At 72.4% G+C, this 18,346-nt stretch carries 14 protein-coding genes and 1 riboswitch; of the genes, 5 read left to right on the forward strand and 9 right to left on the reverse strand.

From position 1 onward, the window contains the following. Position 1 precedes the first annotated feature (1 nt). A complete protein-coding gene (gene ribD, locus AB0O28_RS06330) occupies positions 2–1,084 on the reverse strand; it encodes a bifunctional diaminohydroxyphosphoribosylaminopyrimidine deaminase/5-amino-6-(5-phosphoribosylamino)uracil reductase RibD (protein WP_363636889.1) in 1,083 nt (360 codons plus the stop codon). A 157-nt stretch (positions 1,085–1,241) separates the two neighbouring features. Further along, positions 1,242–1,393: riboswitch (FMN riboswitch) on the reverse strand. A 338-nt stretch (positions 1,394–1,731) separates the two neighbouring features. On the opposite strand from ribD, the gene AB0O28_RS06335 reads away from it, so the two are divergent. The 5 genes from AB0O28_RS06335 to AB0O28_RS06355 all read left to right on the forward strand — a co-directional run bounded on the left by AB0O28_RS06335 (position 1,732) and on the right by AB0O28_RS06355 (position 7,769). After that, entirely contained in the window at positions 1,732–2,751 is a 1,020-nt protein-coding gene (locus AB0O28_RS06335) for an ABC transporter permease (protein ID WP_363636891.1), read from the forward strand. A gap of 32 nt (positions 2,752–2,783) precedes the next feature. Beyond that, positions 2,784–4,580, forward strand: coding sequence for an ABC transporter substrate-binding protein (locus tag AB0O28_RS06340; RefSeq protein ID WP_363636893.1), 1,797 nt, complete (start codon positions 2,784–2,786; stop codon positions 4,578–4,580). 76 nt (positions 4,581–4,656) lie between these two features. Next, positions 4,657–5,637, forward strand: a complete 981-nt coding sequence (locus tag AB0O28_RS06345; RefSeq protein ID WP_363636895.1) for an ABC transporter permease — start codon at positions 4,657–4,659, stop codon at positions 5,635–5,637. A 39-nt stretch (positions 5,638–5,676) separates the two neighbouring features. Next, positions 5,677–6,741 carry an ABC transporter ATP-binding protein gene (locus AB0O28_RS06350; protein ID WP_363636897.1) on the forward strand — a complete coding sequence of 355 codons (1,065 nt, stop codon included), beginning with the start codon at positions 5,677–5,679 and terminating at the stop codon, positions 6,739–6,741. Further along, positions 6,738–7,769, forward strand: coding sequence for a dipeptide ABC transporter ATP-binding protein (locus AB0O28_RS06355; protein ID WP_363636899.1), 1,032 nt, complete (start codon positions 6,738–6,740; stop codon positions 7,767–7,769). The genes AB0O28_RS06350 and AB0O28_RS06355 overlap by 4 nt, the downstream gene beginning before the upstream one ends. A gap of 21 nt (positions 7,770–7,790) precedes the next feature. Here AB0O28_RS06355 and rpe read toward each other — a convergent pair whose 3' ends face one another. The 8 genes from rpe to AB0O28_RS06395 all read right to left on the reverse strand — a co-directional run bounded on the left by rpe (position 7,791) and on the right by AB0O28_RS06395 (position 18,341). Then, positions 7,791–8,462: a ribulose-phosphate 3-epimerase gene (rpe, locus tag AB0O28_RS06360; protein ID WP_363636901.1), complete on the reverse strand. Its 672-nt coding sequence runs from the start codon at positions 8,460–8,462 to the stop codon at positions 7,791–7,793. A 245-nt stretch (positions 8,463–8,707) separates the two neighbouring features. Continuing rightward, a complete protein-coding gene (locus AB0O28_RS06365) occupies positions 8,708–9,595 on the reverse strand; it encodes an MBL fold metallo-hydrolase (protein WP_363636903.1) in 888 nt (295 codons plus the stop codon). 231 nt (positions 9,596–9,826) lie between these two features. Beyond that, positions 9,827–11,335: an RsmB/NOP family class I SAM-dependent RNA methyltransferase gene (locus tag AB0O28_RS06370; RefSeq protein WP_363636905.1), complete on the reverse strand. Its 1,509-nt coding sequence runs from the start codon at positions 11,333–11,335 to the stop codon at positions 9,827–9,829. Positions 11,336–11,585: 250 nt separating this feature from the next. Then, a complete protein-coding gene (fmt, locus tag AB0O28_RS06375) occupies positions 11,586–12,515 on the reverse strand; it encodes a methionyl-tRNA formyltransferase (protein ID WP_363636907.1) in 930 nt (309 codons plus the stop codon). Further along, complete coding sequence (def, locus tag AB0O28_RS06380; RefSeq protein ID WP_363636909.1) at positions 12,515–13,063, reverse strand: peptide deformylase; 549 nt, start codon at positions 13,061–13,063, stop codon at positions 12,515–12,517. The genes fmt and def overlap by 1 nt, the downstream gene beginning before the upstream one ends. Positions 13,064–13,109: 46 nt before the next feature. Beyond that, the gene (locus tag AB0O28_RS06385) at positions 13,110–14,351 is read right to left on the reverse strand and encodes a hypothetical protein (RefSeq protein ID WP_363636911.1); all 1,242 of its coding nucleotides are present in this window, start codon (positions 14,349–14,351) and stop codon (positions 13,110–13,112) included. Positions 14,352–14,374: 23 nt separating this feature from the next. Next, positions 14,375–16,057, reverse strand: a complete 1,683-nt coding sequence (locus tag AB0O28_RS06390; RefSeq protein ID WP_363636913.1) for a hypothetical protein — start codon at positions 16,055–16,057, stop codon at positions 14,375–14,377. Positions 16,058–16,097: 40 nt separating this feature from the next. After that, positions 16,098–18,341, reverse strand: coding sequence for a primosomal protein N' (locus AB0O28_RS06395; RefSeq protein ID WP_363636915.1), 2,244 nt, complete (start codon positions 18,339–18,341; stop codon positions 16,098–16,100). Between the last annotated feature and the right edge of the window lie 5 nt (positions 18,342–18,346).

The raw sequence follows: 18,346 nt of genomic DNA on the forward strand, positions 1-18,346 counted from the left end.
CTCAGCTCTCCTTAGGGGACTGCAGGCCGGCGGACTTCGGACGCAGGACCAGCCTGAGATCCGGTCCGACGGGGGTGACTTCGGCGAATTCCAGCCGGTGGATCTCGGTGATCGTCGAGACTCCGGCGGAGCCGAGCGCGGCCGCCCCCGCGCCCAGCAGCGCCGGGGCGAGGTAACCGACGACCCGGTCGACCAGGCCCTCCTCGATGAAGGCGCCGGCGAGGGTGGGCCCGCCTTCGAGCAGCACGCTCACGATCTGCCTCCCGTGCAGCTCAGCCAGGAGAGCGTGAAGATCTATTCCCCCGCGGGCGCGCGGGAGCCGTACGGCGTGCCGGGTCAGGTGGGCGGGGACGTCGGCGTCCTCGGCCACGGCGACCAGCGTGGGGGCCTCGTCGTCGAGGACGCGGGCTGTGGCGGGGGTGCGGGCGCCCGGGTCGACGACGACGCGCAGCACGGGCGCCGCGCGCAGGGGTGCGGGGACACGGGCGGTCAGGCGGGGGTCGTCGGCGAGCACGGTGCCGATGCCGGCGACGACGGCGTCGCTCCCGGCCCGCAGGCGGTGCACGTCGGCCCTGGCCTCGGGCGAGGTGATCCACTGGCTGGTGCCGTCCTCGGCCGCCGAGCGGCCGTCCACGGTGGCGGCGAACTTCCAGGTCACATGCGGCCTGCCGGCCCGCACGAAGGTCAGCCAGGCGGCGTTGACCTCCTCGGCCTCGGCGGTCAGCACGCCCTCGTCCACCACGACGCCGTGCCGCCGCAGGACGGCGGCGCCGCCCGCGGCCTTCGGGTTGGGGTCGGGAACGGCGACGACGACCCGGGCCACGCCCGCCTCCAGGAGGGCGGTGGAGCAGGGGCCGGTCCTGCCGGTGTGGTTGCAGGGTTCCAGGGTCACGTAGGCCGTGCCGCCCCTGGCCCGCCCGCCCGCCTCGCGCAGCGCCACGACCTCGGCGTGCGGGCCGCCCGCGTAGGCGTGGAAGCCCTCACCCGCGACCTCGCCCGACGGGCCGAGGATCACGCAGCCGACGACGGGATTGGGGCTGGTGCCGCCCAAGCCCCGGGCGGCGAGCGCGATCGCGCGCCGCATGTGAAGGATGTCCCCTGAGGTCACCCCGGTCTTCCTCTCGCCGTTGTCTACGGCGGGCCCCGGGGATCTTCGGGATGCGGCCTCGCATCACCGGCACGGACGGCGCCGCTGCCGGCGCGGCCGCATCCGGCCGCCCGGCGGCGTCACGGCCGCCCGCTCGCGCGCTTCCTCCCATCCGGACTTTCACCGTCGGTCCTGGAATCTCACCAGGTCCACCGGCCGATGGCTTCGGCCGGGTCGCGGACTGTCACCCCTGGGGGCAGGGGTGTCACCGCCGGTTCGGAATTACACCGACCCCGGAGCACGCTGCTCTGCTACCGCCAGTGTAGCCATGCCCGGCTCGTTGCCCTAGCGGGGGATTGCGGTGATCTGGGGCGGACGATTACCGCACGCGGTCCGTCTCGACCACGTGCGGGTTGTGTCACAAAACTGTGACACAAAGGCATTTGTGTAATAAGTAGTGTTCCGCACCGCGTATACCGAGGTCAACGCGGTCGCAGGACACAAGGTGATTTACTTTGCACAACGAAGCAAGCAAGTGGCGAACTACCCGCGTCAAGTGATTGACCCCTGCCAAATAAGTTGCCAGGGTTCCCTATAGTCGGATCTCTTCCGATCGTTATTGGGCCATCCGGGAGCACAGCACCATGACGTTCCCCTCCTCGACCGCGACCGACGCCGCCGCGGGGTCCGCGGACACCGCCGGCTCGGCCGAGTCCGGCATCGCCGTCGTCGGCCGCTCGCCCGGCCAGCTGATGTGGCGCCGTTTCCGGCGCGACAAGACGGGCGTGGTCTCGGCGATCATCGTGCTCGCGTTCTTCCTGATCGCGCTTCTGGCTCCCGTTATCGCGGCGCTGTACGGCAAGGACCCGTACACGACCTATGGCCAGAACCAGCCCGGCCTGCTCAACGAGTTCGGCTATCCCATCGCGCCCAACGGCGGCATGAGCGGCGAGTTCTGGTTCGGGCTCGAGCCCGGCCTGGGCCGCGACGTGTTCACGCAGCTCGTGTACGGCATCCGCACCTCGCTGAGCATCGCGGTCATCGTGACCGTGGTGTCCACGATCGTCGGCATCGTGATGGGCATCACGTCGGGCTACATCGGCGGCAAGACCGACTACGTGATCGGGCGGGTCATCGACACGCTGCTCGCCTTCCCCTCGCAGCTCTTCCTGATCGTCTTCCTGCCGGTGGTCGAGGCGGCGTTCGTGCTGCCCGAGGAGGAGACGCCGGTCTGGCTGCGTTACGTGTCCATCTGCGTCGTCCTCACCGTCCTCGGCTGGGCCACGATCGCCCGCCTGCTGCGTGCCCAGGTGCTGTCGCTGCGGGCTCGCGAGTTCGTGGAGGCCGCCCGCGTCACCGGTGCGTCGCCGGCACGGGTGATCTTCAAGGAACTGCTGCCCAACCTGTGGACGCCGATCATCATCCAGGCCACGCTCGCGCTCCCCCTGTACGTCGGCGCGGAGGCTGGCCTGGGCTTCCTCGGCGTCGGCATGACCGAGCCCACCCCCGACTGGGGCCGGATGTTCCAGGTGGGCGCGAACGTCTACCACTCCGACGTGACCTACCTCCTGTTCCCCGGCGTGTCGATGCTGATCTTCGTCGTCGCCTTCAACCTGCTCGGGGACTCCATCCGCGACGCCTTCGACCCCAAGACAAAGCGCTGACCACGCGCGCTCTCCCCCATAGGAAGGACCACATGAGATCGCACAGCAGGCGGATCGCCTCGATGACGGCCGTGCTCGCGGCGGGCGCGCTGGCCCTGGCCGGCTGCGCCAAGGGCGGGGGCGGCGGGGCGCCCCAGGGCGCGGCGGGCACCTCCCAGAAGCCGCTGGAGAACAAGGCCGTCAGCGCGATCGCGGTCGGCACCGCCGCCGACTCCACCGGCCCCGCCCCCGAGGTGACGGGCGCCAAGTCCGGCGGCACGGTCTACATGATCGACCGCGACGACTTCAGCCACCTGGACCCGGGCCGCATCTACCTGAACTACAACGCCTCGGTGTCCAAGCTGTTCACCCGCACGCTCACCGACTACAAGCGCGACGACGCGGGCAACATCAAGCTGGTCGGCGATCTCGCCACCGACACCGGCACCACCACCGACGGCGGCAAGACGTGGAAGTTCACGCTCAAGGACGGCCTGAAGTGGCAGGACGGCACGCCGATCACCTCGGCTGACATCAAGTACAGCTTCGAGCGCCTGTTCGCCGACTTCATCACCGAGGGCCCGGACTACGCCGAGACGTGGCTGGTGCCGGACGCGAAGAAGCCGTTCCGCGAGCAGTACAAGGGCCCGTACGACGGCAAGGAGCTCGACACGATCGAGACTCCGGACGACAAGACGGTGGTCTTCCACCTCAACGGCGCGCACCCGGACTTCAACTTCACCGTGGCCATGACCGGCTACGGCGCGGTGCCCAAGGCGCAGGACACCAAGCAGAAGTACGACAAGCAGCCGTTCTCCTCGGGTCCCTACAAGATCGTGAGCCACATCACGGACAAGTCGCTGGACCTGGAGCGCAACGAGAACTGGGACCCGAAGACCGACCCGATCCGGCACGCCTACCCGGACAAGTTCCACATGGAGTTCGGGATCCAGGCCCAGCAGACCACCGAGCGTTTCCTCGCCGACGCCGGCAACGACAAGTACGCGTTCACCTTCCACAACGCGGTCGCCCCCGAGCGGGTCCAGGAGGTGCTCGGCAACGCCGAGGCGATGAAGAGGTCGATCCAGGGCCTGACGCCGTTCACGACCTTCTACAACATCAACACCAAGCGGATCACCGACATCAACGTCCGCAAGGCGATCATCACGGCATGGCCGGCGAAGCAGATCCAGCAGATCGGCGGCGGTGAGATCAACACCGGCAAGATCGCCACGACGGTGATGAGCCCGACCGTCCTCGGCTACGAGGCCTTCGACCTGTACGGCAAGCTGGCCAAGCCCGAGGGCGACCCCGAGGCGGCCAAGAAGCTGCTGGCCCAGTCGGGCACCCCGAACCCTACGGTGGTCTACGCCTACAACCAGACGCCGACCCAGGAGAAGGTGACCGTCGCCATCAAGGAGGCGCTCACCAAGGCCGGCTTCAAGGTCGTGGCCAAGCCGCTGAACGCCGGCACCTACTACGACGCCATCGGCCCGGTGGACAACAAGTACGACATCTACTGGGGTGGCTGGGCCGCCGACTGGCCGACCGGCTCCACAGCGATCCAGCCGCAGTACGACGGCCGCCTGATCACGGACAACTCGCCGAACTACACGCACCTCAACGTGCCGGAGATCAACGACGCCATCGACAAGGCCAACGCGATCACCGACGCCGCCGAGGCGGGCAAGGCGTGGGCCGCGATCGACCGTCAGATCATGGAGCAGGCCGCGATCGTGCCGGAGTACTACCAGACGTACTTCGGCCTGTACGGCTCGGGACTCGGCGGAGTGCGCTTCGACCCGGTCTGGGGCGAGCAGTCGGCAATCGACATCTACGTCAAGCAGTAGCAACCCGGGTCCGCCGCCCCTCCGCGGGGCGGCGGGCCCCCGGCCCGTCCCGCCCGCAGGGAGCAAGTGCGAGACCATGACCAGCTATCTGGTACGCCGCGTCACCGGCGCCCTCGTGATCCTGGTGATCATCAGCGCGATCACGTTCTACCTCTTCTACGCCGTCCCGCGTGACCCCGCCCGGGCGTTCTGCGGCAAGATCTGCCAGCCCGAGACGCTGGCGCTGATCCGGCACAACCTGGGCATGGACGAGCCGCTGTTCGTGCAGTACTGGCACTGGCTGGTCGGCATCTTCGCGGGCCGGGACTTCGTCCAGTTCGGCTCCTGCCCGGCGCCCTGCCTCGGCTACTCCTTCGCCACCCAGGAGCCCGTCTTCAGCGCCATCGTCGACCGTTTCCCGGTGACGCTGTCGCTCACCCTCGGCGCCTCGGTGGTCATCCTGGCGTTCGGCATCCTCACCGGCATGATCGCGGCCTGGAAGGTCGGGCAGCCGCTCGACAAGATCGCCAGCTCCTCGTCGGTCATCGGGGCCTCGCTCCAGATCTACTTCGTCGGGCCGCTGCTGGCGTTCTACCTCGTGGACACCATGCAGCTGATCCCGAGGCCGTCCTACGTGCCGATCACCGAGAACCCGCTGGACTGGTTCACCCACCTGCTGCTGCCGTGGGTGGTGCTGTCGATCATCTTCACGGCCAATTACACCCGTATGACCCGCTCGCAGATGGTCGAGCAGCTCGCCGAGGACTACGTCCGCACGGCGCGCGCCAAGGGCATGTCGAGCCGCACGGTGTTCTTCCGCTTCGCCTGGCGCGGCGCGATGATCCCCATCCTCACGATCTTCGGTGTCGACCTCGCCACGCTCCTGGGCGGCGCGATCATCACCGAGCAGACGTTCAGCCTCCACGGCATCGGCGAGCTGGCCGTACGCGCCGTGCAGAACACCGACCTGCCGATGCTGCTCGGCGTGACCATCGTGGGCGCGGCGGCGATCGTCCTGCTGAACATCGTCGTGGACGTGCTGTACGCGTTCATCGACCCGCGGGTCCGCCTCAGCTGAGCCGCGTCCCATACGTCGACCCTGTAACTGGAGCAGCAAGTGACCACCGTGTCGTGGAGCGGCGAGCCGGGGACCTCGCGCGGCCCCGGGCCGTTCCTGTCCGTCCGCGACCTGAGCGTCGAGTTCAGCACCGAGGACGGCATCGTCCACGCCGTCGACGGCCTGTCCTTCGATCTGGAGAAGGGCACCACGCTCGGCATCGTCGGCGAGTCCGGATCGGGCAAGTCGGTGACCAACCTCGCCATCCTCGGCCTGCACGACCCCGCCCACACGAAGATCGGCGGGGAGATCTGGCTGGAGGACCAGGAGCTGATCTCGGCGGGCCGCGGCACGATGGAGAAACTCCGCGGCAACCGCGTCGCGATGATCTTCCAGGACCCGCTCACCGCGCTGTCGCCGTTCCACACGATCGGCAGGCAGATCGGCGAGGTCTACCGCAAGCACAAGGGCGCGAGCAAGAAGGAGGCCCGCGACCGGGCCGTCGAGATGCTCCGGCGCGTGGGCATCCCCCAGCCGGAGACGCGGGTGGACCACTACCCGCACGAGTTCTCCGGCGGCATGCGGCAGCGCGCGATGATCGCGATGGCGCTGGTGTGCGACCCCGACCTGCTCATCGCCGACGAGCCGACGACCGCGCTCGACGTGACCGTGCAGGCGCAGATCCTCGACCTCCTCAAGGAGCTCCAGCAGCAGTTCGGCACCGCGATCATCCTGATCACCCACGACCTCGGCGTCGTGGCCGGCACCGCCGACAACGTCCTGGTCATGTACGCGGGCCGGGCGGCCGAGCGCGGCACCGTACGCGAGGTCCTGCGCGAGCCGCGCCACCCCTACACCTGGGGCCTGCTGTCGTCGATGCCGCGCCTGAACTCGTCGGTGGACGTCCCGCTGAAACCGGTGCGCGGCACTCCCCCGAGCCTGCTCAACCCGCCGTCCGGCTGCCCGTTCCACCCGCGCTGCGACTACCCGAAGCTCGCCGGGCCGGAGCTGTGCTTCAACCAGCGGCCGTCGGTCTCCCCCGAGACCGGGCACGGCGACGCCTGCTACCTCACGCTGGAGCAGAAGAAGGAACTCCGCACCGCCCAGACCAAGGATCACGCATGAACGAGACGCTGCTGGAGCTGCAGGGGCTGGTCAAGCACTTCCCCGTGCGGGGCGGCACGCTGATCAAGCGTCAGGTCGGGGCCGTCCACGCGGTGGACGGCATCGACCTCGCGGTCGGCGCGGGCGAGACCGTCGGACTGGTGGGCGAGTCGGGCTGTGGCAAGTCCACCACCGGCCGCCTGGCGGCCCGCCTGCTCGAGCCCACCTCGGGAAAAATCGTTTATCGCGGCCGGGACATCGCGCACAGCTCGCGCAAGCAGCTCAAGCCGATCCGGCCCGAGATCCAGATGATCTTCCAGGATCCCTACAGCTCGCTGAACCCGCGGCAGACGGTCGGCACGATCATCCGCGGCCCGATGGAGGTCAACGACATCAACCCGCAGGGCGGGCGCAAGAAGCGGGTCCAGGAACTGCTGGAGATCGTCGGACTCAACCCCGAGCACTACAACCGCTTCCCGCACGAGTTCTCCGGGGGCCAGCGGCAGCGCATCGGCGTCGCCAGGGCCCTGGCGCTCGACCCCAAGCTGATCATCGCCGACGAGCCGGTGTCGGCGCTGGACGTCTCCATCCAGGCGCAGGTGGTCAACCTGCTGCAGGAACTGCAGCGCGATCTCGGCATCGCGTTCCTGTTCATCGCGCACGACCTCGCGATCGTGCGGCACTTCTCGCAGCGCGTCGCGGTCATGTACCTCGGCAAGATCGTCGAGGTCGGCGACCGCCAGTCGATCTACGAGCGGCCCCGGCATCCGTACACGCACGCCCTGCTGTCGGCCGTGCCCGAGCCCGACGTGTCGAGCGAGCCGCGCGAGCGCATCCGCCTGGCGGGCGACGTGCCCTCGCCGATCAACCCGCCGTCCGGCTGCCGGTTCCGCACACGCTGCTGGAAGGCTCAGGACAAGTGCGCCACCGAGGTGCCGCCCCTGGTCCGGCTCAGCGGCAACCGCGAAGGTCACCTGACCGCCTGCCATTTCCCCGAGGCGCCCACCACCCAAGGCGAAGACGTCGTCCTCGACCCGGCCCTCGCCTGACCCCGCACCTGGGGGTGACGGTCAGGCGGGCGGGGTGACGCCGGAGGCGAGAGAACGAAGCTCCTGGACGGCGCGGACGGGGTCGTCGGCGCCGTAGACGGCGTTGCCCGCCACGAAGACGTCGGCCCCGGCCTCGGCGCATCGCTCGATGGTCTCCACCGAGACGCCGCCGTCGACCTGGAGCCACACCTCGCCGCCGTGCTTGTCGATCAGCGCTCTCGCCCGCGACACCTTCGGCAGCACGACGTCGAGGAAGCGCTGCCCGCCGAAGCCCGGCTCCACGGTCATGACGAGCAGCATGTCGATCTCGGGCAGCAGGTCCTCATACCCCTCGACGGCGGTGGCCGGGTTCAGCGCCAGACCGGCCCTCGCCCCCGCCGCGCGGATCGCCCGCAGCGTACGCACGGCCGCCTTGGCCGCCTCGGCGTGGATCGTGACGCTGCCCGCTCCGGCCTCCGCGTAGTCCGGCGCCCATCGGTCCGGGTCCTGGATCATCAGGTGGCAGTCGATCGGCGTCGAGGTCGCCTTCAGCAGCGATTCGACGACCGGCAGGCCAAGGGTGAGGTTGGGCACGAACTGGTAGTCCATCACGTCGACGTGAAGCCAGTCGGCGACGTTCTCGACCCTCGCGGCCTCGTCGGCGAGGCGGGCGAAGTCGGCGGACAGGATGCTGGGCGAGATCTGAACGGCCATAGTCCCTGAAGTCTATTCAGCCCTCGCCCCTCCTTCAGGACGGGCGGCTCCGTCCCTGACATGGGCATGTCCACGCCGCGGATTCCCCCGGGCCGACGGCTGCGGCCGCCGCCTGCCGGAGCCGGCCGCGCGCCTCGGATGGCACTGTGGCGGGGGGTGGCACTGTGTCGGGGGTGGCACTGCGTCGGGGGTGGCACTGTGTCGGGGGTGGCGCGGCCCTCCCGGGCCGCGCCATTCGTGGAATGTCAGGCGACGGGGATCCAGGTGAACCGGCCGTCGGAGCCGCGCTCGGCCCGTCCGAAGACCACGTCGGCGAAGTGGCCGCCGTAGCCGATGGTGCCGGGACGGCTCAGCTCTTCGACCAGGCGGCGGCGGCGTTCCTCCGATTCCACCGGGTCGTGGTCGATCGCGCAGGACCACTCGGGATGGATGACCTGGACCGGCGAGTGGAGAGCGTCGCCGAAGGCGATGAGCCTCTGGTCGCCGCCGGTGATGACGTACGTGGTGTGGCCGACGGTGTGCCCGGTGACGAAAGACGCCCGGACGCCGGGGAAGATCTCCTCGCCGTCGTCGACCGTGCGGACGCGGGAGGCGAAGGCGGCCAGGCGGTCCGCGGTCGCCCCGGCCTGGGCGGCCAGTTCGCGCCGCTCCCATTCGGGCGCAGCGACGAGGTGGGGAGCGTGCGCGAACGGCGGAGCGCCGTCGCCGGGGGCGGCGCTCCAGGCCCAGCCCAGGTGGTCGATGTGCAGGTGGGTGATCGCGACGGCCTCGATCTGGCCCGGCTCGCGGCCCAGCCGCCGCAGGTTGTCGAGCAGTTCACCGCCGGACAGGCTGCCCAGCAGCGGGTTGCCGGGGTCGTCGGGGAGCGACGCGGGCCCCAGACCGGTGTCGATGAGCAGCGCCCGCTCGCCCCGCTCCACCAGCAGCGCGCCGAAGGCTCCGATCAGGAAGCCGTCCTCGTCGAGATAGTCGTGGAGGGTCTCCCAGTCGGCGGCGGTGGCGGCGGGCAGCCATCCGCGCTTCAGGCGCCCCGCCCCGTCCGGGACGAAGCTGACCGTGAGCTCGCCCAGGCGCAGCGAGCGGATGCGCGGTGGGCTGGTCAACCGGGCGTGGTCGAAGTCGGTCGTGGTCATGGGCCTGCCTCGTGCTCACCAGGGCGCCGCCGGGCGGCGGCACGGCCCGACGTTATCAACCAAGATCCCTCCGCATCCCGGGAACAGCCGCGAAAACGCCGTCGCGGCCGCTCTCGTCGCCATGGGGTCCGACCGGTACGCCGGATATGGACGTCCTCCTCGACGCGCCTTCGGAACACCCCGCGTCAGGAGGACGTCGTGGCGTTCACGATCTCCGAGGACCCACCACGGCTAGGCCCGGCGCAGCAGCGCCAGGAACATCGCGTCGGTGCCGTGCCGGTGCGGCCAGAACTGCGCGTACGGCCCGTCGCCGAGCCCTGACACCTCGGGCAGGAACGCGCGGGCGTCCAGCACCTCGGCCCGGTCGCGCACGTCCTCCACCACGGCCCGGGTCTCGGCCAGGTGCGGCGAGCAGGTCACGTAGGCCACCACGCCGCCCGGCCGAACGGCTTCCAGCGCGGAGTCCAGCAGCCGCCGCTGCAGCGCGGTGAGCTCGGGGATGCTCCGGGGGTCGCGCCGCCAGCGGGCCTCCGGCCGCCTGCGCAGCGCGCCGAGCCCGGTGCAGGGGGCGTCGAGCATCACGCGGTCGAACGCGCCGGGCCGCCAGGCGGGCCGCGTGCCGTCGGCGGTGATCACCTTCGCCTCGCGGGTGGTGCCCCACACCAGCCGGGCGCGGTGATACTGCACGTCGGCGCCGAGCAGCCGGGCGCCCCGCTGCGTCGCCACGGCGTCGAGCAGCCCGGCCTTCCCGCCGGGGCCCGCGCACATGTCCAGCCAGCTGCCGTCCCGATCGAGCGGCACGCGGGTCAGCGCGAGCGCCACGAGCTGGCTGGCCTCGTCCTGCACCGCGGCCCTCGCCTCCCCCACCGCGGGGATGGCGCCCGGATCGCCCTCGGGCAGATAGGCCGCGTACGGCGAGTAGGCGGCCGGCTCGGCTCCGGCCGCCACCAGCTCCTCCACCGTGGCCCGGCCCGGCCGCGCCACCAGCGTCACACGGGGCCGCTCGTTGTCCGCCTCCAGCAGCGCGGCCGTCTCGTCCACGTCCCCGCCCACGGCGTCGCGCAGGGCGCTGACGATCCAGCGCGGGTGGCTGTAGGTGACAACCAGATTGCCGATCGGGTCCTGCGCGCGCGGCGGAGCGACGATCTCCAGCCACTGCTCCAGCGTGCGGCCCGCGACCTTGCGCAGCACGGCGTTGGCGTAGCGGGACGGGCCCGGCCCGACGCGCAGCCGTACGAGGTCGATGGTGGCGCTGACCGCCGCGTGCGGCGGGATCCGCGTGCGCAGAAGCTGGTGGACACCGAGACGCACCGCGTCGAGCAGCGGCGGGTCCACCTCCTCCGGCGGCCGGTCGCTGCACGCGGCGATGACCTCGTCATAGGTCCCGAGCCCGCGCAGCGTGCCGTACGCCAGCTCGGTGGCGAGCGCCGCGTCGCGGCCGGTGATCCGCCGCTGCCGCAGCAGCGTCGGCATGAGCAGGTTGGCGTACGCGTCGCGCTCGTCGACGGCCCGCATCAGGTCGTAGGCGGCGTTGCGCGCCTCGTCGCGGGGCGGGCGCCCACGACCCTGCCTGGGCTGCCCGGCGTGCGCGGCGGCCGCGCCCTGCCCGGCCCCGCCCTGCCCGGCGCGGCCCTGACCCGTCTTGCCGCCACGACCCGGGCGGGCCTGTCCCGCGCCGCCCTGTCCGCGCCGGGGCCCCGCACCCCGCGCGTCGCCGCCCTGACCTCTGCCCTGCTTCACCCTGCCACCTTCGGCCCTGCCACCCTCGACTCCGCCACCCTCGGCCCTGCCATTTACCGGTTCGCCGCCTTCGCCGTCCTCGGCTCCGTGGTCCTCTCACGTCGTCCGCCGCCCCGGTCTGGTCCGGTCCGGCGAAACCCGCCGCCACGGCCCGCGTACCGGCCGCACGCCGTCCGCCCGGCCGTCTTCTCTCCGGTGCCGTCTCTTTTGGGCACGGCACCGGAGCGGGGTGCCGGCGGACAGAGGCCCTTCAGACCAGGGTCTCACCCTCCGTGAAGCGGACACCGCGGCCCCACTCGGCGGCCGCCATCTGCCGCTTGCCCTGGGGCTGCACCTCGCCGAGCTCGACGGGGTGGGTGCCTGTCCCGACGAGGACCGACTTCCTCGTGGCCGCGATCTCTCCGGGGGCGAGCTCGTCCGCGTCGGGCGCGAGCCGCACCGGGCCGATCTTCACTCGCTGGCCGCGGAACTCCGCCCATGCGCCCGGAGCCGGAGCGCAGGCCCGGATGAGCCGGTCCACCCGCATCGCGGGCGCGGCCCAGTCGATCCTGGCGTCCTCGACCGTGATCTTCGGCGCGAGGCTGACACCGTCCGCGGGCTGGGGACGCGCCTCGAGCGTGCCGTCCTCGACGCCGTCGAGCGTGGCCAGCAGCAGACCGGCACCGGCCTCCGCGAGCCGGGCGAGCAGTGTGCCGCTGGTGTCGCCGGAGCGGATCGGCTCGGTGAGCACGCCGAAGACCGGACCCGCGTCCAGCTCCTTCACGATGCGGAAGGTGGAGGCGCCGCTCACGTCGTCGCCGTGCAGCACGGCGTGCTGTACGGGGGCCGCGCCGCGCCAGGCCGGCAGCACCGAGAAGTGCAGGTTGATCCATCCCTGGGCGGGAATGTCGAGCGCCGCCTGCGGCAGCAGGGCGCCGTAGGCGACCACCGGGCAGCAGTCGGGACCGATCGCCCTCAGCCGGTCGAGGAACTCCGGGTCCCCGGCCTTCGCCGGTTTGAGCACCTCGATGCCCGACTCCTCCGCGAGCTGGGCCACCGGGCTCGGGTGCACCTTGCGCCCCCGGCCGGACTGCGCGTCCGGACGGGTCACCACGGCCGCCACCTCGTGGCGGGGCGAGTCCAGCAGGGCGCGCAGCGACGGGAGCGCGGTCTCGGGGGTGCCGGCGAAGACCAGGCGCACTACACGGCCCTTCCCTGCGTGGCGTGCGGCGAGAACTTCACCACCGGCGCCGACAGGCCGCTCCACTCGGCCTCGCGGATCGCCTTCATGGCGAGCTTGCGCTGCTTGAGGTCCATACGGTCGATGAACAGCACACCGTCGAGGTGGTCGGTCTCGTGCTGAAAGCAGCGCGCCATGAGGTCGGTGCCCTCGATCGTCACCGGCTCGCCGTGCATGTCGAAGCCCCTGGCCACCGCCCTGATCGCGCGGGGTGTCGGGAAGGACAGGCCGGGGAAGGACAGGCAGCCCTCCTCGCCCTCCTCGTCCAGCTCGCTGCCGAGGTCGAGATCGGGGTTGATGAGGTGCCCGAGCTGCTCGTCGACGTAGTAGGTGAACACGCGCAGGCCGACGCCGATCTGCGGCGCGGCCAGGCCGGCGCCCGGCGCGTCCATCATCGTGTCGGTCAGGTCCTTGACGAGCTTGCGCAGTTCCTTGTCGAAGTCGACCACCGGCTCGGCCGGGGTGCGCAACACCGGGTCGCCGAACAGGCGGATCGGCTGAATGGCCAAGGGTTGGCTCCGTTCACGTCGCATGCACGAGGAGGATCACCCCAGTCTACGGGCGTGAACGCACCTTCATCGCCGTCTTCCTGGCGGTCTTCGCGATCAGCGGATCGGGATGGTGCCTGCCGAGCATCTCCAGCACCGCGAGCGCGTCGGGGTGGTCGGCCCGGCCCATCTCGGGCACCAGCGTGAGCAGGTCCTCCCCGAGGAGGTCGAAATGGGCCACCGAGGCGACCGGAGCGCCGATGTAGAGCAGGGCGGCGAGGGTGTCCACCGCCACCCAGGCCCCGTCGCCCTGGCCGAGGGCGGGCGCGTCCAGGTCGCGCACGCCCAGCCAGGCCGCGGCGTAGCGCCACATCATCGGTTCGTCCAGGGCCTCCCGTACGGCCTGCTCGGCCTCCGGGCCCAGCTCCTCCAGCACGGTCCCGGCGGTGCCGCGCTGGGCGGCGTTGCCGGACGCGGCGATCTTGATGAGTTCGCGCGCCGCGTCCTCCGGCACCCGGCGCTCCAGCCACAGGGTGGCGGCGCTGGCGGAGGCCCGGCCGGTCAGCATGGCGTCGATGAGGTCGGCGGCGCCCAGCTCGGCGAGCGCCGCCACCTCCCCGAGGGACGGCGCGTCATGGCCCTCCCTGAGCAGATCGCGGCGCACGGCCCACACGCCCGGCTGGGTGAGCCGCACCAGCTCGCCGGTCAGCTCGACCAGCCCGCAGTACTCCAGCAGCGCCATGGCCGCCGCCAGTTCCCCCGGCAGGGTCATCCGCAGCCGCCGCAGGTCCGCGGGCCGCGCCTCGCACCCCACCTCGTGCGCCTGGAGGATGCCTCCGGCCAGGGCGGCGAGCGGCATGCCCTCACGGACCGAGTAGATCGTCGCGAGGATCTCGGTCAGGTGCTCGTCGATGACGGCCGAGCCGGTCAGGCCCTCCTCGGTCCGGTCGAGCACGTCCATGACCACGCCGTCCCAGAACTCCATGGGGTCCGGCACGCCGGACCCGGGGCGGGCGCCCTGCCGGGTGACCTCCACGAGACGGCCGTTGACGGCGACCACCCACAGCAGGCGCAGCCTGCCGGCCTCCAGCCCCAGCTCGGCGACCGCCGCCTCGGCCTCGGCCGGATGCGGCATTCCCTGCTCGGTCACCTCGCAGACGCCCCGTGAGGAGGCCGCCGAGCGGCCCGAAACCCACTCGGCGAGGCGCCGGGCGTCCCGCACGAGCGGGACCTCCCGCACCGCGTGCGCGATCTGCTCGTCGGAGGCGATGTCGACCGGCGGGAATGTGAGCACGTCGCTGTCGGCCATTCCAGCAACTTACTGCACAGCAGTCACCCGATGCCCCGCGAACGAGCCTTGAAAGCCGCTTTCCGGGCGGCTTTGGCGGCCGCCTGGTCCGGCAGCGTGCTGCCGAGCAGTTCGAGAACCTCGACCACGTCGGGGTGGTCCACCCGCCACATGTCCTCGATCAGATGGGCGGGCGGTCCCGAGGCCGCGATGTTCTCCGCGAAGCCCTCCGGATCGGCCTCGGCGGCGGGCAGCGCCAGCGCGAGCATGTCGACGCTCACCCACAGGACCTCCTCGGGGGTGAGCGCGGGCGCGTCCAGGCCACGCGAGGACAGCCAGTGGATGGCGTGCGGGCGGAGCTCGGTGTCGTCCAGGTAGGACCGCACGACCGGCGCCGCCTCCGTCCCCAGCCGGTCCACGATGGTCACCGCGACCCCGCGCACCTCCGCCGGGGCGCCGGCCACGGCGGCGAGCAGCTCCGCCGCCGCCTGCTCGGCGGTGCGCCGCGACAGCCACTCGGCGATGTCACGCTCGGCCGCCTCGTCGGCCGTGCCGTCGCCGATCAGGCCGGCGATCAGCCCGCTCGCGTCCCCCTCGGCAGGGGCGGGCGCGAGCGGCGCGTCCAGGCCCATGCCGGCGTACAGCTCGCGCAGGCCCCACAGCGCGTGCGGGGTCAGGGCCAGGCCGTCCTCGGTACGCTGGACCGTTCCCGCGTACGCCAGCGCGGTCAGCGCCTCGTCGAGCCTGCCCACCGGCCGCCCGGCGGCCACCTCGCGCAGGTAGTCGGCCAGCGCGTCCACCGGGACGGGCGACTGCAGCCGGTAGAGCAGGTCGTGGATCTGGGACATCCCCTCGTCCACCACCGCCTCCCCGGTGAGCGGCCCGCACCTTTCGACGAGGAACTCCAGCGTCCCCCGCCACAGGCCGAGCAGCTCCTCCTCGCTGCGGGAGCCCAGCTCGCGGAACACCTCCCCGATCGCGACGGCGGTGCCGTCGAGCCGGGCCAGGCCCAGGTCGAGCGCGAGACGCCAGGCCGGCTCGGGGCACTCGACGCCGAGCTCGGCCGTGCACGCGCGCGCGTCCCTGACCCGCAGGGACCGGCGCGTCGTCACCGTGCGTCCGCCCTCCACCAGCCATGTCACCACCCGGTGGGCGTCGCGCAGCAGCGGCACCTCGCGCACGGCGCGCGCCACCTCCTCGCGCGGCGCGAGCCGTACGGGCGGCAGGGGCGCGCAGCCGGGGCAGTCACAGTCGTCGCCGTCCACCGCGCCCTGTGTCCCCACGCCCTGGGCCCCCACGCCCCGTGCCGCGTCGAGCTCCAGCGAGTCGGGGCCGATGGCGCTGAACAGGCTTTTGGCCATGCCGAACTTGGACGTGTCGGCCAGCGCTCGCGGCATCTCCGGTTCGATACGGTCGATGGTCTCCCGCATCCGGACGGCCGTCTTGCTGCCGATCTCGCCCGTGTCCAGCAGGAACTCGACCAGTGTCCGCGCCGCGGCGACCGTCTCCGGTGCGCTCTCCGGCGGCGCGATGACCTTACGCGGGTAGATCTCCAGCAGGAGCTCCTCGAAGGTGCCCGGCCGGAAATCGCCCAGTTCGTTCACCTCCAGGTAGTCGCTGGCGTAGTCGCACAGCAGACGTACCTCGTCGACGTCGACCTCGACGCTCCGCTCGCGCCCCCAGGCGCGGAGGCCGTCGATGGCCCGGTTCACCCATTCGATCGACACACAGGCACGCTAACGGCTCGCTTTGTGCGAGGCGAATCGGTCAGATGAGGTCGAGAGGATCAATGTTCACACGTACCACGTCCGGTGCCTTGCGCGCGGAGCGCACACCGGAGGCGCCCTTGAGCGCGCGGGCCAGCGCGGACCCGAGGTGGCGCGGCACCCGGACCATGGCCCGCTCCAGCCCGCCGTCCACCGGAACCGGCCCCAGCACCTGCGCCCCCGTGGGCAGCACGGCGTCCGCCAGCGTCTCCCTGACGGCCGCCCCCGGGCCCGTCAGCGTGGCCATCCGCACCGCGGGGGGGAACCCGAGCTCCGCCCGCTCGTCGAGCTCGCGCTCGGCGAAGGTGACGGGATCCCAGCGCAGCAGGGCCTGTACGGCGGGCACCGCGGCGTCGGCCAGGACGACCAGCTCCCCCGCGGGCCGCAGCAGGGCGGCGGCGTTCGTCCAGCGCCGCAACGCCTCCTCGGCCGCACGCAGATCGGGGCGGCCCAGCAGCGCCCATCCGTCGAGCAGCACGGCGGCCGCGTAGCCGCCGTCCGGCACCGGCTCGGCCCCCGGCGTCGCCACGACCAGCGCCGGGGCTCCGCTCACCGTGGCGAGCACGCCGTCGCGCCCGCTGGTGCGCACGGCCACCGAGGGAAAGGCCCGGCCCAGCTCCTCGGCGGTGCGCCGCGCGCCCACGATGACGGCCCGCACTCCGTTCCCGCCGCAGGACGGGCAGCGCCAGTCGCCCGCGATCCGGCCGCACCAGCGGCAGTACGGCACGGCGTGCCCGCCCCGCAGCGCGAGCGGGCCGGAGCACACCGGCCCCGTGGCGACGGGCTCGGGGGCCGGGCGCACCGGCGGCAGGCCCGAGCAGCGGGCGGGGGCGCGGCAGTGACGGCACGCCAGCGCGGGCAGATAACCCCTGCGCGGCACCTGGACGAGCACAGGCCCGTGCTCCAGTCCCTCCCGCAGCGCCCGCCAGGCGAGGCTGGGCAGGCGGGCCGCCCGGGCCGCCTGGTCACGCGCAAGCTCGGCGTCGTCTCCCGCCGGGCGCACCCGGGGCGCCCGGGCCCGGACCACCGCCCGGTCGGGGACGAGCGGGGCCGCCCAGCCCGTCTCGACGAGCGCCGTGGCCTCGGCCGTGCGCGTGTAGCCGCCGACGAGCAGGCCCGCACCGGCCTGGTGCGCGCGCAGGCCGAGGACCTCCCGTGTGTGCGGGTAGGGCGCGTGGCGCTCGGCGTGCAGGTCGTCGCCGTCGTCCCAGACGACCGCCAGCCCGAGTCGGGCCATCGGCGTGTACGCCGCGGGGCGGTTTCCCACCACGATCCCGACCTCGCCGCGCAGCGCCTTGAGCCAGCGCCGGTAGCGTTCGGCGGGGCCGAGGTCCGCCGTGATCGCCACGTGCGGGGTCTCCCCCAGGGCCGCGGTCACCAGCGCCACGTCCTTGCCGTCGGGGACCACCACGACGACGCCCCGGCCGCCGTCCAGCGTCGCCCGCGCGGCGGCCGCTATGGCGTGCGGCCACGAGGGCCCGGCGGCGTCCGTTCCGGGCAGGGCCGTCCACACGGCGCGCGGCGCCCTGCCTTCGGCCAGCGCCTCCAGGAAGGACGCGCCCGCGGGGTAGGCCCTCCACGCGTCGCCGTACGCCCGCGCCGCCCACCGCCCTGCCGCCTCGTGTGCCGCCGCCTCGTGCGGCGCAGTCTCGTGCGGCGCCGTGCCCCCGCGGGCCTCCTCCCCGCACGCTGTCGCCGCGGGTGCCGCGTCGTCGCGGGCCACCGCCTGCTCTGTATGGCCCGCATCCTGCTCTGTCTGGCCCGCATTCCGCTCTGTGCGGCCCGCATCCCGCTCTGCGGGTTCCGCTCCCTCGACGGGGCTATGCGGGCCACGGGTGTCCGCCGTCACGCGTACGGGCTCCTCGGCCGCCGGGGACACGCCGGCGCCGGGGGAAGCCGCCCGCCGCGCGGGGGCCCTCGCCTCGGCCTCGACCCGGGCGTGCCGCGGCGGGACGGCCAGCCGCAGGATGTCCGGCATGGTCCCGGCGTACCGATCCGCCACGGCGCGGGCCAGCCGCGCGATGTCGGGGGTGAGGACGGGCTCCGGGGAGATCACCCGCTCCAGGAAGGACAGCCGGCCCGTGTGCTCGCTCTCGGCCAGCCGTTCGAGCAGGTAGCCGTCGGCGAGCTGGCCGGCGAAGCGGACGCGCACCCGGCAGCCGGGCACCGCCTCGGCGTCCATCGTGGTAGGGACGAGGTAGTCGAAGGGCCGGTCGAGATGCGGCAGCGGCGTGTCCACCACCACCCGGG

The organism is Microbispora sp. NPDC088329, from assembly GCF_040685655.1.
Classification (GTDB): domain Bacteria; phylum Actinomycetota; class Actinomycetes; order Streptosporangiales; family Streptosporangiaceae; genus Microbispora.

Excerpts from the sequence above, each read along its gene's own strand:
- ribD (WP_363636889.1), bottom strand. The coding sequence starts at position 1,084 with ATGCGGCGCGCGATCGCGCTCGCCGCCCGGGGCTTGGGCGGCACCAGC.
- AB0O28_RS06335 (WP_363636891.1), top strand. The coding sequence starts at position 1,732 with ATGACGTTCCCCTCCTCGACCGCGACCGACGCCGCCGCGGGGTCCGCG.
- AB0O28_RS06340 (WP_363636893.1), top strand. The coding sequence starts at position 2,784 with ATGAGATCGCACAGCAGGCGGATCGCCTCGATGACGGCCGTGCTCGCG.
- AB0O28_RS06345 (WP_363636895.1), top strand. The coding sequence starts at position 4,657 with ATGACCAGCTATCTGGTACGCCGCGTCACCGGCGCCCTCGTGATCCTG.
- AB0O28_RS06355 (WP_363636899.1), top strand. The coding sequence starts at position 6,738 with ATGAACGAGACGCTGCTGGAGCTGCAGGGGCTGGTCAAGCACTTCCCC.
- rpe (WP_363636901.1), bottom strand. The coding sequence starts at position 8,462 with ATGGCCGTTCAGATCTCGCCCAGCATCCTGTCCGCCGACTTCGCCCGC.
- AB0O28_RS06365 (WP_363636903.1), bottom strand. The coding sequence starts at position 9,595 with ATGACCACGACCGACTTCGACCACGCCCGGTTGACCAGCCCACCGCGC.
- AB0O28_RS06385 (WP_363636911.1), bottom strand. The coding sequence starts at position 14,351 with ATGGCCGACAGCGACGTGCTCACATTCCCGCCGGTCGACATCGCCTCC.